The organism is Bacteroidota bacterium (assembly GCA_016194975.1).
In the GTDB taxonomy this organism is placed as follows: Bacteria; Bacteroidota; Bacteroidia; order Palsa-965; family Palsa-965.
Map to the genome: position 1 here is coordinate 210,333 of JACQAM010000007.1, position 14,212 is coordinate 224,544.

The following is a 14,212-nucleotide window of genomic DNA, read 5'->3' on the forward strand; positions in this document are numbered from 1 at the left end:
ATTATTTGATTTTATTCAGAATTGCTATATATTGGCTACGGCAAACACTTGAATTTCACTTAAATCCCTTCCAATATGAAACAGATATTACGCTCTGTCATATTGTTCGTGATGTTTCTCCCCGGAATTGCATTCGGACAAACACACAACAACTCGTTGAATGACTGCCCTGGTATTCCGGGTGCATGCGGTTATCATCCCAGCGATAATACTGCTGTTCAACATTCAATTCCCAATGTAAATCCGCAAAATGGAAATGGAACGATGGGAAATATTTTTTCCCTGACAAAATGCGGACTGAATTATGCAACCGCATCTCAGCGTTTGGGAAAACGCTTCACACCTGCAGGAATTAATCAACCTGCTCCTTTTGTGATAAGCGGTATTCCTGCATGCGGAGTAATTGAAAAAGCTTATCTCTGGGCGGAAGGATCAGGAAACGGTGCAGCTCAAACTGCAACCATTGTAAATCCTGCTCTTGTCAGCACAAATTATCCAATGGCAATTGTTGGACAGGGTCCGGATAAATGCTGGGGATATGCAGGATCTTATACTTATCGCGCAGACGTTACTTCCTGCATTAGCGGAAACGGAACTTATAACATCAGTGGAATTCTTACTAATCCTCCTACATCGGGAAATGATATGGATGGAGCTACTCTTATCGTCATCTGGAGTGATGCTTCCCAGGCATGGCAGGGTACGATCAACATCGCGGATGGAGCAATTGTTGTCAATGGAGGAAATGCGAGTTGGAATATGACCTTCCCTGCAATTTGCGGAACCCCTACCAACGGAAATGGATTTTTCGGCATTGGAGATATTCAATTCAATCCGAATTCATGGTCGATCAATGGAACTGCATGTGCATTGACATGGAACTGGTGGAATATTATTTCTACTGCTACTACTTATGCAGTCGGACAAACATCAGCTAACTTTAGTGTGAGTTCGAGTGGCGACTGTTATAATTTATGCATTGCGTGTACCTATTGGCGAACTACATGCGTCGCCTGTACATCTGCCTCCATTACTCTAACAACAAGTGCTGTTGGAGCCACGTGTTCCGCTTGTAATGGATCTGCCACAGTCACGGCTACTCCTGCAGGCGCGTACACGTATAGTTGGTCTCCAAGTGGAGGTACTGGTTCTACTGCTACTGCACTCTGTGCGGGAACATATACTGTAACAGTTACCGGAACATGCGGATCTCAAACCGCAACCGTTGTTGTCCCAACTGTTGGAGGTACTTTAACTTTGTCTGGCGCGCAAACCAATGTCACGTGTTTTGGCAGTTGTAATGGATCGGCAACAGTAACAGTCACTAGTGGAACAGGTCCATTCACTTACGCTTGGTCACCTTCCGGTGGAACTGGATCAAGCGCAACCGGATTATGTGCAGGCACCTATACATGCACGGTTACCGGTGCAGGTGGTTGTACTGGAACACAAACCTTCAACATCACTCAACCGCCAGCAATCACTGATGTACCCTCTCAGGTGAACGTTACCTGCTTTGGAACGTGTAACGGAAGTGCAACAGTAGTTGCCGCAGGTGGTACAGGAACTTATACGTATTCCTGGGCACCGGTTGGAGGAACCGCTGCAACCGCTTCTGCTCTATGTGCAGGAAGCTATACCTGCACGATCAGTTCGCCTGCCGGATGCACCCACACCCAGACATTCACCATCACACAACCCCCTGTAATTACCGCTACTCCATCGCAAGTAAATGTTACCTGTAACGGTTCGTGCAATGGAAGTGCAACAGTAGTTGCCGCTGGTGGTACCGGAACTTATACTTATTCATGGGCGCCAGTTGGAGGAACCGCTGCAACCGCTTCTGCTCTATGTGCAGGAAATTATACATGCACCATTAGTTCGCCGGCGGGTTGTACTATAACACAAACATTCAACATTACACAACCACCAGCTATCACAGCAACAAATTCTCAAGTGAACATTACTTGTAACGGAAGTTGCACGGGATCAGCCAGCGTTGTTGCTTCCGGCGGAACAGGAACATATACTTACGCATGGACTCCTTCCGGAGGAACAGCAGCAACTGCTTCCGCACTTTGTGCAGGTAATTATACTTGCACTATAAGTTCGCCCGCAGGTTGTACTATAACACAATCATTCTCGATCACTCAACCGCCTGCAATAACTGCTACTCAATCGCAAACCAATGTCACTTGTAATGGTGGATGCAATGGAACTGCAACCGTAGTTGCTGCCGGTGGTAATGGTACTTACACTTATGCATGGGCTCCTTCAGGTGGAACAAGTGCAACTGCGAGCGGATTGTGCGCGGGCACATACACCTGCACGATCAGTTCTCCGGCAGGATGTTCTATCACCAAAACTTTTACGATAACTCAACCTACTGCTGTCGGAGCTACAACATCATTTGTCGGCGCTACCTGTGGTAACTCAAATGGTTCTGTAACTGCCACCGGTAACGGTGGAACCGGTCCATATACTTATTCATGGAATTCTACACCGGTTCAGAATACTTCTACTGCAACTGGATTACCATCCGGAACTTACACTTGCACAATTACAGATGCAAATCTCTGCACATTCACCGTTGCGGTTACAATTCCCAACGCGGGATCTCCTACTGCAACCATCACTGCATTTACAAACGTAACTTGTTTCGGTTCATGTAATGGAACTGCAACCGGATCAGCTTCGGGTGGCACAAGTCCTTACACCTATAGCTGGTCTCCAACTGGAGGAACAGGAACAAATGCAGTAGGATTGTGTCCTGCTACTTATACGTTCACAGTCACAGATGCGAACGGCTGTTTGAATGCTGCTACTGTTACGATCACACAACCTCCTGTCATTACAAGCACCGGATCGCAAGTGAATGTATCCTGCAATGCTGCATGTAACGGAAGCGCAACAGTTGTTGCTTCTGGTGGAACCGGAACATACACTTATTCATGGTCACCTTCTGGTGGTACGGGCGCTACTGCAAGTGCATTATGTGCGGGTAACTATACCGTTACCATCAATTCTCCTGCAGGATGTTCGGTTACACAATCTTTCGCGATCACGCAACCTGCTGCTTTAGCAATTACACCTTCTCAAACAAACGTTACATGTAATGCTGCGTGCAACGGCTCTGCAACCGTTACTGTTACCGGTGGAACTCCTCCTTATTCCTATGGATGGGCTCCTTCAGGCGGAACAGGATCATCAGCAACAGGATTATGTGCAAACAACTATACCTGCACTGTTACGGATGCCAATGGTTGTATTCTAACACAAACCTTCAATATTACTCAGCCTACTGCTCTTACGGCAACTTCGTCATTCATTCAATCTACCTGTGGAAACCCGAACGGATCTGCCACTGCAACAGCGTCTGGCGGTACTCCGATATATTCTTATTCATGGAATACAACCCCGGTGCAGACTACAGCAACTGCTTCTAATATTCTCGCGGGTACGTACACCTGCACGATCACAGACGCGAATCTATGCACGTTCACAATTTCTGTTACAGTTCCGAACGCAGGATCACCTACCGCAACACTTTCTGCATTCACGAATGTAACTTGCAATGGCGCTTGTAACGGTACTGCCGACGTAACTGTAGCAGGAGGAACTCTTCCTTATACATACAACTGGACACCTGCAGGTGGAAATGCGGCGAACGCTACCGCACTTTGTCCCGCAACATATACTTGCACCGTAACAGATGCAAATGGATGTCAATCCACAGCAACAGTAACAATAACAGAACCACCTGCACTTACCATTTCAGGAACGCAGGTAGATGTGAATTGCAATGCAGCCTGTAACGGATCTGCAACGGTAACCGTTGGCGGAGGTGTTACACCTTACTCTTATAACTGGACCCCTTCAGGCGGAAGCGCTGCAACGGCCGCATCACTTTGCGCGGGCACCTATACTTGTACCGTGACGGATGCGAATGGTTGTATTATAACACAAACCTTCACGATAACGGAACCAACAGCTCTTACGCTAGCTGCTGCAGGATTCAACGTTACCTGTTTCAACGCCTGTGACGGCCAAATAGTGGTCATTCCTTCCGGCGGAACACCAGTATATACCTTCCTTTGGAGCACGGGTTGCAATCAACCATCATGCAGTAATATCTGCGCTGGAACTTATAACATAACCGTAACTGATAATAACGGATGTACGGCAACCGGAACTGCAACGGTAACACAACCGACTGCAGTTGTTGCAACAGCAACTGAAGTGGATGCACATTGCAACCAGTTCGATGGATCTGTGACTGCAAGCGGATCAGGCGGAACAGGAACACTTAATTACCAGTGGACTGGTGGCCCTGCAACTGCAACATGGAATGGTGTACAACCCGGAAGCTATACATGCACAGTTACTGATGCAAATAACTGCACAGGAACAGTTATAATTACTGTAAATAATATTCCAGGTGTCGTTTCGAATTTTGTCTCTTCTGCAAACGTGAGTTGTAATGGCGCGTGTGATGGCACGATCACTTGTTCTACAACAGGCGGAACCGGAGTTCCAACTTATGCATGGACTCCATCGGGCGGAACTGGCCTGACCGCTTCTGCTCTTTGTAACGGAACTTACACATTCACAGCAACAGATGCTGCAGGATGTACCGATACAACAGTTACAACAATAACTCAACCAACTCCGCTTGTAGTTACTGCATCTGTGAATCCTCCTGCAGTTTGCGCAGGACAAAGTGTAACGCTTACAGGTGGTGCTTCTGGCGGAACTCCCGGATACACTTACAACTGGGTGCCGCTCGGACAATCAGGTTCATCTCAGACTTATGTTCCTGTTGCAACCGGACCACAAACTGTGTTAGTGCAGGATGCGCATGGTTGCATCGACAGTGCGAGTGTGAATATTACTGTCAATGCAAATCCAGTTGCAACACTTGCTGGTGATTCGCTCACAGGTTGCGTTCCTCATTGCGTGAACTTCTCCGATCTTTCCACCTTAGCAAACGGAACGATCACAGGATGGAGTTGGGATTTTGGCGATGGTGTAACTTCTACTTCTCAGAATCCTTCACATTGTTATATCACTGCAGGAACTTATTCTGTAACATTAACAGTAACCACATCTACAGGATGCACGAACACAATAGTAATGCCGAATTACATTACGATCTACCCGCTGCCAGTTGCAGATTTCACTGCAAGTCCGCAACCGACAACAGAACTTGATCCAACCATTTATTTCCTGGATGCTTCTATCGGCGCAAATACCTGGTCATGGACATTCGGTGATACAACCAGTGCTTCCTCAACACTTCAGAATCCTTCGTTCATGTATGGCGGATCCGGATGTTTCAACGTCGTTCTCACTGTGAGTTCAGTGAACGGATGCGTGGATACAACCGTCCATCCTATTTGCATAGATCCGGATGTAACGCTCTTCGTTCCGAATGCATTTACTCCGAACGGAGATGGAATCAACGAAACATTCTTCGCACAGGGAATCGGAATTGATCCTGATAAATTCGAAATGTGGATCTTCGACCGCTGGGGAAATCTCATCTTCTACACCGATGACATGAACAAAGGATGGAATGGAAAAGTGCAGGGACACGAAGATCTTTGCCAGATCGATACTTATGTCTGGAAAATCAAAGCGATCGATGTGATGGGACACAAGCACAGTCTCATTGGTAAAGTGAGCCTGATCCGGTAAATAATTTCACTTGTTGAACGGTCATCGGAAATTCCGGTGGCCGTTTTTTATTTTCAACTCATGCGAAAAAATATTTTTCTTCTTTTCTTTTTATTCTTCAATTCGCTTTTGTGCGCACAGGATCATGTGCCCCTGCCCTGTGAAACAGGAATTGTTATTCCAACGGTTTTCATTGGCAATAATGACGGAATCCCTCAGTTATTCCGGCCTTATTTCAGTGGAATAGAACCGTGGTATCTTACCATGGAAATTTACGATACGTCAAACACACTTATTCTCACAACCTATTCTCCGGAAGAAGGCTGGAATGGCCATTACTGGAATCATGGGAATGTAATGCCGGATGGAATTTATAAATGGAAGATATCCTACCAGTGGACAAAAAAAGATTCCCTCCTGCAATGTGATGGAACAGTGCGTTGCAGCGATCTTGAATTTAATATTGCGGAGGTGAATGATTCGATCGGTTGCGGAATTTTTATTCCCAATGAAATGTCATCTGAAGATGATAATTTCCGTCCGCGATTTGTTTGTCCTCCACTTTCATTTCACATGCAGATCTTCGACCGCTGGGGAAATCTCATTTTTGAAAGCAAAGATTACAATGCGGGATGGGATGGCAGAAAAAATAAAAATGAAATAGCTCCGGAAGGAACTTATTATGTAGTGATCGATTGCATCTCGAATCCCGGTGAAGTGAAAAAGCATTGCGTCACCAATCTTTTGCTGATCAGATGAACAGTAGAGTTTATTCCGAATAAGATACTAAATGCGAAATCGGAGACTTTTTGACATTCAAATGAATAAGACTGAGCATCGGGAATGTCTTGCAAATACTCAGTTTTTTATAATGGAGCGTTTGTAATCATTGTTATGCAAATCTTAATCGATATAAACTCTAGTTATTGCAGCTATTTTTTTCAATGAGAAAATTCAATGGAAAAAGTACAGGCCTTGTTCAGGAAGACAATTATGTTTTCAGCGTGAAATGCCGATTTTTTTTCATATTGATATCCGGCACAATTATACCGGAAAAATTGCAGTGGTAAAATAATCCGGCCGCATGAAAAAGATCGCACTGCTATCCGATACGCATGGTTACCTCGATGAAAAAATTATTTCTCATTGCAGGAATGCCGACGAGATCTGGCACGCCGGCGATGTCGGAAACAAATACTTGATAGAAGAACTGGAAAAAATAAAACCGGTACGTGGTGTTTACGGAAATATTGACGGGCAGGAGGTGCGAAATTTTTTTCCGAAAGCCAATCGCTTTTTATGTGAAGAGGTGGATGTAATGATGACACATATAGCCGGAAGGCCGGAAAATTATATTGCTGAAGTGAAAAAAATAATGGAAAAAGATCCGCCACAAATTTTCATCTGTGGACATTCACATATCCTGCTTGTGAAATTTGAGAAAAAATACAATTGCCTTCACCTCAATCCAGGCGCCGCAGGAATTTCGGGTTTTCACAAGGTGAGAACTATGATGCAGTTTGTGATCGACGGGAAAAATATTTCCAATATGGAAGTGATCGAATTGGGTAAGAGATAAAATAGGCGTTAATCAGTCGTCAATATTCTCGAATAAAGAACCACTAATACCTGACAGAAATATTGCCACAGATTATCACGGACTGATCACCGATTCTTTAGTCAAAATTGATATGCCAAGCGAAAAGAGAGGTAGTGAAAATGCCCGCAAAACATCGAAAAAAAACTCCGGAATTCGTTTGAAACAAAAAATTCTTCGTATTATTGCATAAGCATTCCAGATATAAAAGCCCTTCCGGGTTTTTCCCTTCCCAAAAAAGTTTCTTTCACATCGCATTAAAAAAAAATCTCTTTATCCGACACGGATCTTTTTATTCTCAGGTTACAAACTAAGTGCTGAAACGTCACAGCGTAGCAGATCCGCCAGTCAGAATTCCCAATCAAAACCGAACAAAAATCAATATCCTTTAATTCTATTACTTCTTAAAAAAAAACATGTACGATATTATTGATCTGAACAGCAAGCTGGTCGGTGAGCTCCGCGAAATTGCAAAGCAGCTGAACATTCCCAAACACGACACGCTTAAAAAACAGGAACTGGTTTACAAGATCCTCGATGCGCAAGCTATTACCGGTCCGAAAAATGAAAACACTGAAACGAACGATATGACCAAACAGAGAAAAGTAAAAAAATCCAAATCAGAAGAAACAACAAATGATTCCGAAGAAAAGATTGATTCACGTTTCGTGACACTCGATACCGGCGATTCTGATCAGACTCTTTTGCCCGATCCCAATCCGGATACAACAAGAATAGAAGTGGATCCGAATCCTGCAGTGAACACCACGCCGACTCCTGAACAGAATCCCGTTCCTCTTCAGCAAAATATTATTCCCCCTCAAACGCAACAGCAGAATTTACAGCAACGTCAGCAAAACCCTCAGCAACGCCAGCAATACAATCAAAATCAACAGCGGCAGCCTTTCAATAAAAACGCGCCTCCTCCTCCGGCACCTCCGGCTTACAATCAGCCCCCGGCTTTTATTCAGGCACAAATGGGAACAAACAATCCGAACCCGCAGCAGGGAAGTGACAAACCGAATGCAGACAACCCGCAGAATATTCCGCCAAACACCGGGGGCGTAAACAATCCGCAGAATATTCCGCAGAACACAGGGAACGTAAATAATCCGCAGCAACGCCCTTACCAGCAATTCCAGCAGCGCCCTTATCAGCAACAACAGTTTCAACAGAAACCTCCTCTCGAAGAAATGTACAATTTCGATAACGTGGTGGTGGCTGAAGGTGTGCTCGAAATTATGCCCGATGGTTATGGTTTCCTCCGCTCTTCCGATTACAATTACCTGAATTCTCCCGACGATGTTTATGTTTCTCAATCGCAGATAAAACTTTTCGGACTCAAAACAGGTGACACTTGTCGCGGTGCTATTCGTCCGCCGAAAGAAGGAGAAAAATATTTTCCATTAGTAAAAGTGGACAAGATCAACGGGCGCGATCCTTCCTACGTGCGTGACCGCGTACCTTTCGATTTTCTTACGCCGCTTTTTCCGAAAGAGAAATTCAAATTGTGCGGAAGCGGAAAATCAAAAACAAGTATGTCCATGCGCATCATGGATATGTTCACGCCGATCGGAAAAGGTCAGCGCGGACTCATTGTTGCGCAACCCAAAACAGGAAAAACTATTTTGCTGAAAGAAGTTGCGAATGCGATCGCGGATAATCATCCTGAAGCGTATCTCATGATCCTGCTCATTGACGAACGCCCGGAAGAAGTGACCGATATGGCGCGCAGTGTACGTGCAGAAGTGATCGCTTCTACATTCGATGAACCGGCCGATCGCCATGTGAAAATTGCAAACATCGTTCTCGAAAAAGCAAAGCGAATGGTGGAGTGCGGACATGACGTTGTCATTCTTCTTGATTCCATAACACGTCTCGCCCGCGCCTACAACACCGTGCAACCTGCTTCCGGAAAAGTTCTTTCCGGTGGTGTGGAAGCAAATGCATTGCAGAAACCAAAACGTTTCTTCGGCGCTGCGCGGAAAATTGAAGGAGGCGGATCACTTACGATCATTGCCACCGCGCTCATCGATACTGGTTCGAAAATGGATGAGGTGATCTTCGAGGAATTCAAAGGAACAGGAAATATGGAATTGCAGCTCGACCGCAAACTTGCGAACAAACGCGTATTCCCTGCGATCGATCTCGTTTCTTCTTCTACACGGCGCGATGATCTGCTCATGGATAAAGACACCATGCAGCGCATCTGGATCCTGCGCAACCATCTTGCTGATATGAATCCGCAGGAAGCGATGGATTTCCTTAAAGGGCAGATGAAGAACACGCAAAGTAACGAGGAGTTTCTGATCTCGATGAACGGATAACAATTTCTTCATTGGTAAAAGTTGTATTAAAATACAACAAGGCTTCTTGCCGCTGACAAGTATAATCATCAACAGACATCCGCATTTTCGTAACATCTGCACTATCTGTAATCCTCCCACATGAACCAGGCAGTAAAAACAGGATTGGTGACCGGCGCAATCTCCGTCGCCTGCATGATAGGTGTGATCTACGTGCCACGCGGAAATGCCACCGCCATTTTCCAGTATGCTTCCTTTCTTGTTTTTCTCAGTGGCGCTTACGTGGCCATCAAGCGCACGCGCGATCACGAGATGGACGGGCACATCGAATTCAAACTCGGATTGAAAGCAGGCGTAAGTGGTGGAAGCGTTGCTGCGCTTATGATCAGTATTTTTCAGTTCATCGCGTGGACACACATTGACCTGAAAGAATTCACCGGCGAACTGAAAATTCACGGCGCAAGCGACAGTGAGATCATGGCGCAACTTCGCGGTGTAACGCGTGGAAATTTTTTCCGTGGAGCAAGCATGCTGTGCGCAACAAATATCATTCTTTCACTTTTTGTTTCCATTGCCGCTTCACTTATCCTTCGCAAAAAAGGCGGGCTGCTTAATCAGTAATAATTTGAGATTTTAAAAAGACTTCATCATTTCTGTTTGCAATAAATATCGAATCCTGAATTTCGGGTCTGCCGCAGGCAGGCAAATCTCGAATTTTCCGGATGGTGTGCGGCAGAATGAAACAGAGAATTGGTTTGAGAAACCTGGACAGATTTCCTAATTTTTTTTTATGAACGGATATTTCAACTGGCCCCAGATGGAATTGGGAACTTTGTCCTTATCCTGAATTCCAACTTTATTTATTTGTTTTTCTTTTGGAAAATAAAATGTGCCGAATACAATGTCCCATACTGAAATAATTTTCCCAAAGTTAGAATTGGATTCGCGCACTTCAATCGAATGATGCCACCGGTGAAGCTGCGCGGTATTGAAAAAATAATTAAGATACCCTGCTCGAAAATCCACATTGGCATGTTCGAGAAAACCTGTGACTGCACTTAATCCGATAAACAGGATCATTACTTCAACCGGAGCCCCGAATAATACCAGTGGAAAAAAGAAAAACAGGGAATCTATGAGTGTGTCAAGAAAATGAAATCTTCCGGAATTAATCCAATAAACTCTTTCACAGGCATGATGAACAGCATGGAATCGCCATAGAAATTTATTAGTGTGGCTAAAGCGATGAATCCAGTAAAAACAGAATTCAGCCATTAAAAGAATTATGAATAGCTGCAGCAGGACAGGAATTCCGGCTGACCAGATATTGATACCGATTTTATTTCTGACCCATAATGCAGGATAAAATAAAATAAGCGGCAAAATATTTTCAATGATCTTGGAAGCAAGAGGAACGGAGACAAAAGTCTGAACAAAATCCGCACCGGCATCGCCCTGATTTTTTTGCCACTCCTTTTTGTACGGCAAGTACCTTTCTCCAATTTCAATAATAATTATGACACCAAAAACAAGCAGGAGTGGTATGAATGGCCAGTATTTTTTTTCAAAATAACCGAAAAGCATCATATTGACAGCTAAGCAACCAAACACGATCAACGGGTAGAAAGAATATTGCACGGCTCTTATGAGTGCAGGATTTTCAGATTTCATTTTTTTACGGCTACTTTCAAAACTGTACAATGGTTTGTATTCATGATTTTCTTTTTTCAAGTTGAACGATAATGTCTTTTTCAGGGCGAAGTGTAATATAAGCACCAAGCTTAACGTTATCTCCGCTCACAATTTTTATTCTGAATTTCCTGATAATAGCCGCTACAGTTATCAGCAATTCCATCATTGCAAAATTCTGCCCAATGCATAATCTCGGCCCTCCTCCGAATGGAATGTAGGAATAGGGTAATCTGTTTTTTGAATTTTCAGGAGAAAAACGTTCGGGATCAAATTTATCAGGTTCATTCCAGTATGCGGGATGCCGGTGCATCACATAAGGGCAGATCATAATGTCAGTCTTCTCCGGAATAATATAATCGCCAAGTTTGTCTTCCTTGATCGTTTGCCTTCCGATCAACCATATAGGAGGATATAACCGGAGCGATTCTTCAATTACCTGAGAAGTATAAATCAGTTGCGGTAAATCCTCGAATGAAATTGGTTTGTTCTTCGCAACATTTTTAACTTCAATTAATATTTTTTCCTCAGCATCAGGGTTTCTGGCAAGGAGATAAATGCACCACATCAAAGCGTCCGCGGAAGTTTCATGTCCTGCCAGGAAAATGGTGAGTACCTCATCGTGCAGTTGTTTATCGGTCATCCCCTCCCCTGTTTTTTCATCGCGCGACTTCATCAGCATGGATAAAAGATCAGTATACTCATCCACTTTATTTCTTCGCATTTCAATGGTCCTGTAAATTACTTTATCAATATTTTCAGAAGCTTTCGAAAATTTTATGTTCGCAGGGGTCGGGAAATTTGCCGGGAGATTAAACGGATTGGTCCGTGTTCTGTTGTTCACATATTTTAGTGCGTAGGATAATGCATGCCAGAATTCGTCCGGTTCATTTTCAAAATCAAAACTCAACAGCGTAATTCCTGTTATTCTCGAGGTGAGTTTGATCAACTCGAGAGAAAGGTTGATCGTTTTATTTTCATTCGTCATTCCTTCCCACCGGTCGAGCATCTCACCCACAGCATGAAGAACAGTATTTGAATATTCCTGGATATTTTTTCTGCTGAATGCAGGTTGCTGAAGCCGTCGCTGTTTCAGCCAGAAATCACCTTCACTGGTCAGCAATCCATTTCCAAGAAATAGCCGCAGCGGAGCATAGCCGGTACCTTTGGTATAGTTGGTATTATTTTCCTGTAAAATTTGCTTGATATAATTCGGATTACTTACCAGGGCAAATTTGAAATTCAATGCCTTGAAAAAAACAACATCGCCGTATTTCCGCATATTTTTAAGAACAAATTCCGTCGGATTCAATGCGAATCCCATCGCGTTACCGATCAGTGGAATAGATTGGGGCCCGGGTTTCTTATTCAGCTTTGTCGTCTTACTACTTTTCATTTTGCAGAGGATCTTAATTGCAATCGGAGCAAAGCGTAATCAATTTTTGAATTATGCCTGGGGTCGCGTGGAATTTTTTTCAGAAAAATAATTTTATCGAATTCAATTCCGTAAGTGTACGCCTTTTCACGCGCTGCTTTTTCCTGCGACGGATCATTAAGTTCAAGGACCGCTGTCAATTTTTCACCGAGCATCATTACTGTTCCCATTTCAATTCCGGGAATAGTCTGAAAAATATTTTCATAGATGAAAGGGGCAATAATTTTTCCGCCCTTCGTGATCAGGGTGGCGCACCTGCCCGTTAAAAATAAATTCCCATTCTTACCCAGGTAGCCGCTGTCGCCGGTACGATGCCAGCAATTTTCACCGATGAATATTTTATTCCTCCTCAGGCCTTCGGGATTGTTGAAGTATTCTGTAAGAACATGATCGCCACTTACAATTATTTCCCCAATCACAGTTTCCGGAACTTCCAACGCGTTCAACTCCTGCTCACTTGTCACCGCAATATTTTCTTCTGTGATCTGGATGACTTTTACGGTTGTATTTTTATCCGGTTTACCCACGTTGAGTCCACGTTCAGAAATTCTATCTGCACTTTGCACAAGTTCCTTCACATCAATTGAACTGATAGGTTCGGCTTCAGTGGAACCGTAAACAATTTGCACTGCAGCATCGGGAAATGCATTTCGATAAATGATCGCTTCGCCGGGAAAAACAGGAGCCCCACCCGTGAATATTTTTTTCAGGTGCGGCAATAAAATTTTATTTTTAATGACATACCTGGAAATTTCTTTCACAAAAAACGGAGATGCCGTTATCCTGTTTACTGAATTCGATTCAAGTTGCCCGATTATTTTTTCCGGTTGCAGTGAACCCGGCTTGCCCGCTTTGAAATCGGCTATCACTGATGTTGTTCCTGAACCAAGGTTTATAAGAAGTACGATCGGTAGAACAGGCATGTCAATATCATCTTCTGCCGGATTAATTTTGGTAAGTAGTGCATTGAATTGCACTTGCAAAAAACCATGCGTTCGTTTTGCGGCTTTAGGAGTTCCCGTGCTTCCTGTTGTAAATGTAATAAGGGCAGTATCCTCCCTGGAAGTAGCAGGAAATGCTACAGGAGAAACCGGCGCTGAATAATTCACACCAAGATGAATCGGAATTTTTTTCAATTCAGATGAAAAAAACGAGAGTATTCTCGCTTTGAATATTCCAATGAATACTTTGCATCCTGCTACCTTGCAACATTCTTCCATTCTTTTTTTGCTCACCCATTCATCAAGAAAAACTGCAGTAGCGCCGATCCTGAAAAGTGCCAGGACAATTCTGTACAGATCAAAACTCATAGGAACAAAAATCATAACGCGGTCGCCTTTACAGATTCCTTTACTCATAAAATAAGCGGCGGTATCCGTAATCTGTTTCCGGAATTCTCCAAACGATATTTTTTGTCCCTTATAAATGATTGCGGTCTTTTGCGGATCGCGTTCCGCAGACTCAAAGAATAAATCAACTATGTTGAAATTATTTTTCATTTTTATTTTT

The 14,212-nt window shown here is 43.8% G+C and carries 8 protein-coding genes; 5 read left to right on the top strand and 3 right to left on the bottom strand.

The window, feature by feature from the left end; all coding sequences use genetic code 11:
• Positions 1-75 precede the first annotated feature (75 nt).
• The 5 genes from HY064_05525 (at position 76) to HY064_05545 (ending at position 10,200) form a co-directional block, all read left to right on the top strand.
• Positions 76-5,697 carry a gliding motility-associated C-terminal domain-containing protein gene (locus tag HY064_05525; protein ID MBI3510102.1) on the top strand — a complete coding sequence of 1,874 codons (5,622 nt, stop codon included), beginning with the start codon at positions 76-78 and terminating at the stop codon, positions 5,695-5,697.
• Between the two features lie 60 nt (positions 5,698-5,757).
• Positions 5,758-6,435 (top strand): gliding motility-associated C-terminal domain-containing protein, encoded by a 678-nt coding sequence (locus HY064_05530; GenBank protein ID MBI3510103.1) that lies wholly within the window; start codon positions 5,758-5,760, stop codon positions 6,433-6,435.
• Between the two features lie 325 nt (positions 6,436-6,760).
• A complete protein-coding gene (locus tag HY064_05535) occupies positions 6,761-7,255 on the top strand; it encodes a metallophosphoesterase family protein (protein ID MBI3510104.1) in 495 nt (164 codons plus the stop codon).
• 434 nt (positions 7,256-7,689) lie between these two features.
• Positions 7,690-9,600: a transcription termination factor Rho gene (rho, locus tag HY064_05540; GenBank protein ID MBI3510105.1), complete on the top strand. Its 1,911-nt coding sequence runs from the start codon at positions 7,690-7,692 to the stop codon at positions 9,598-9,600.
• 120 nt (positions 9,601-9,720) lie between these two features.
• On the top strand, positions 9,721-10,200 hold the full coding sequence (locus tag HY064_05545; protein ID MBI3510106.1) for a DUF4199 domain-containing protein: 480 nt from the start codon (positions 9,721-9,723) through the stop codon (positions 10,198-10,200).
• A gap of 156 nt (positions 10,201-10,356) precedes the next feature.
• Here HY064_05545 and HY064_05550 read toward each other — a convergent pair whose 3' ends face one another.
• From HY064_05550 to HY064_05560, 3 genes are read right to left on the bottom strand one after another with little or no spacing between them, the layout of a single operon-like run.
• Positions 10,357-11,250 (bottom strand): sterol desaturase family protein, encoded by an 894-nt coding sequence (locus HY064_05550; protein ID MBI3510107.1) that lies wholly within the window; start codon positions 11,248-11,250, stop codon positions 10,357-10,359.
• Between the two features lie 40 nt (positions 11,251-11,290).
• Positions 11,291-12,664 carry a cytochrome P450 gene (locus HY064_05555; GenBank protein ID MBI3510108.1) on the bottom strand — a complete coding sequence of 458 codons (1,374 nt, stop codon included), beginning with the start codon at positions 12,662-12,664 and terminating at the stop codon, positions 11,291-11,293.
• Positions 12,661-14,202 (bottom strand): AMP-binding protein, encoded by a 1,542-nt coding sequence (locus HY064_05560; protein MBI3510109.1) that lies wholly within the window; start codon positions 14,200-14,202, stop codon positions 12,661-12,663. Before HY064_05560 ends, HY064_05555 begins: the two co-directional genes overlap by 4 nt.
• Between the last annotated feature and the right edge of the window lie 10 nt (positions 14,203-14,212).

Bases quoted from the DNA above. Each gene is read 5' to 3' on its own strand.
- HY064_05555 (MBI3510108.1), bottom strand. From the start codon at position 12,664: ATGAAAAGTAGTAAGACGACAAAGCTGAATAAGAAACCCGGGCCCCAA.
- HY064_05530 (MBI3510103.1), top strand. From the start codon at position 5,758: ATGCGAAAAAATATTTTTCTTCTTTTCTTTTTATTCTTCAATTCGCTT.
- HY064_05545 (MBI3510106.1), top strand. From the start codon at position 9,721: ATGAACCAGGCAGTAAAAACAGGATTGGTGACCGGCGCAATCTCCGTC.
- HY064_05550 (MBI3510107.1), bottom strand. From the start codon at position 11,250: ATGAAATCTGAAAATCCTGCACTCATAAGAGCCGTGCAATATTCTTTC.
- HY064_05525 (MBI3510102.1), top strand. From the start codon at position 76: ATGAAACAGATATTACGCTCTGTCATATTGTTCGTGATGTTTCTCCCC.
- rho (MBI3510105.1), top strand. From the start codon at position 7,690: ATGTACGATATTATTGATCTGAACAGCAAGCTGGTCGGTGAGCTCCGC.
- HY064_05535 (MBI3510104.1), top strand. From the start codon at position 6,761: ATGAAAAAGATCGCACTGCTATCCGATACGCATGGTTACCTCGATGAA.
- HY064_05560 (MBI3510109.1), bottom strand. From the start codon at position 14,202: ATGAAAAATAATTTCAACATAGTTGATTTATTCTTTGAGTCTGCGGAA.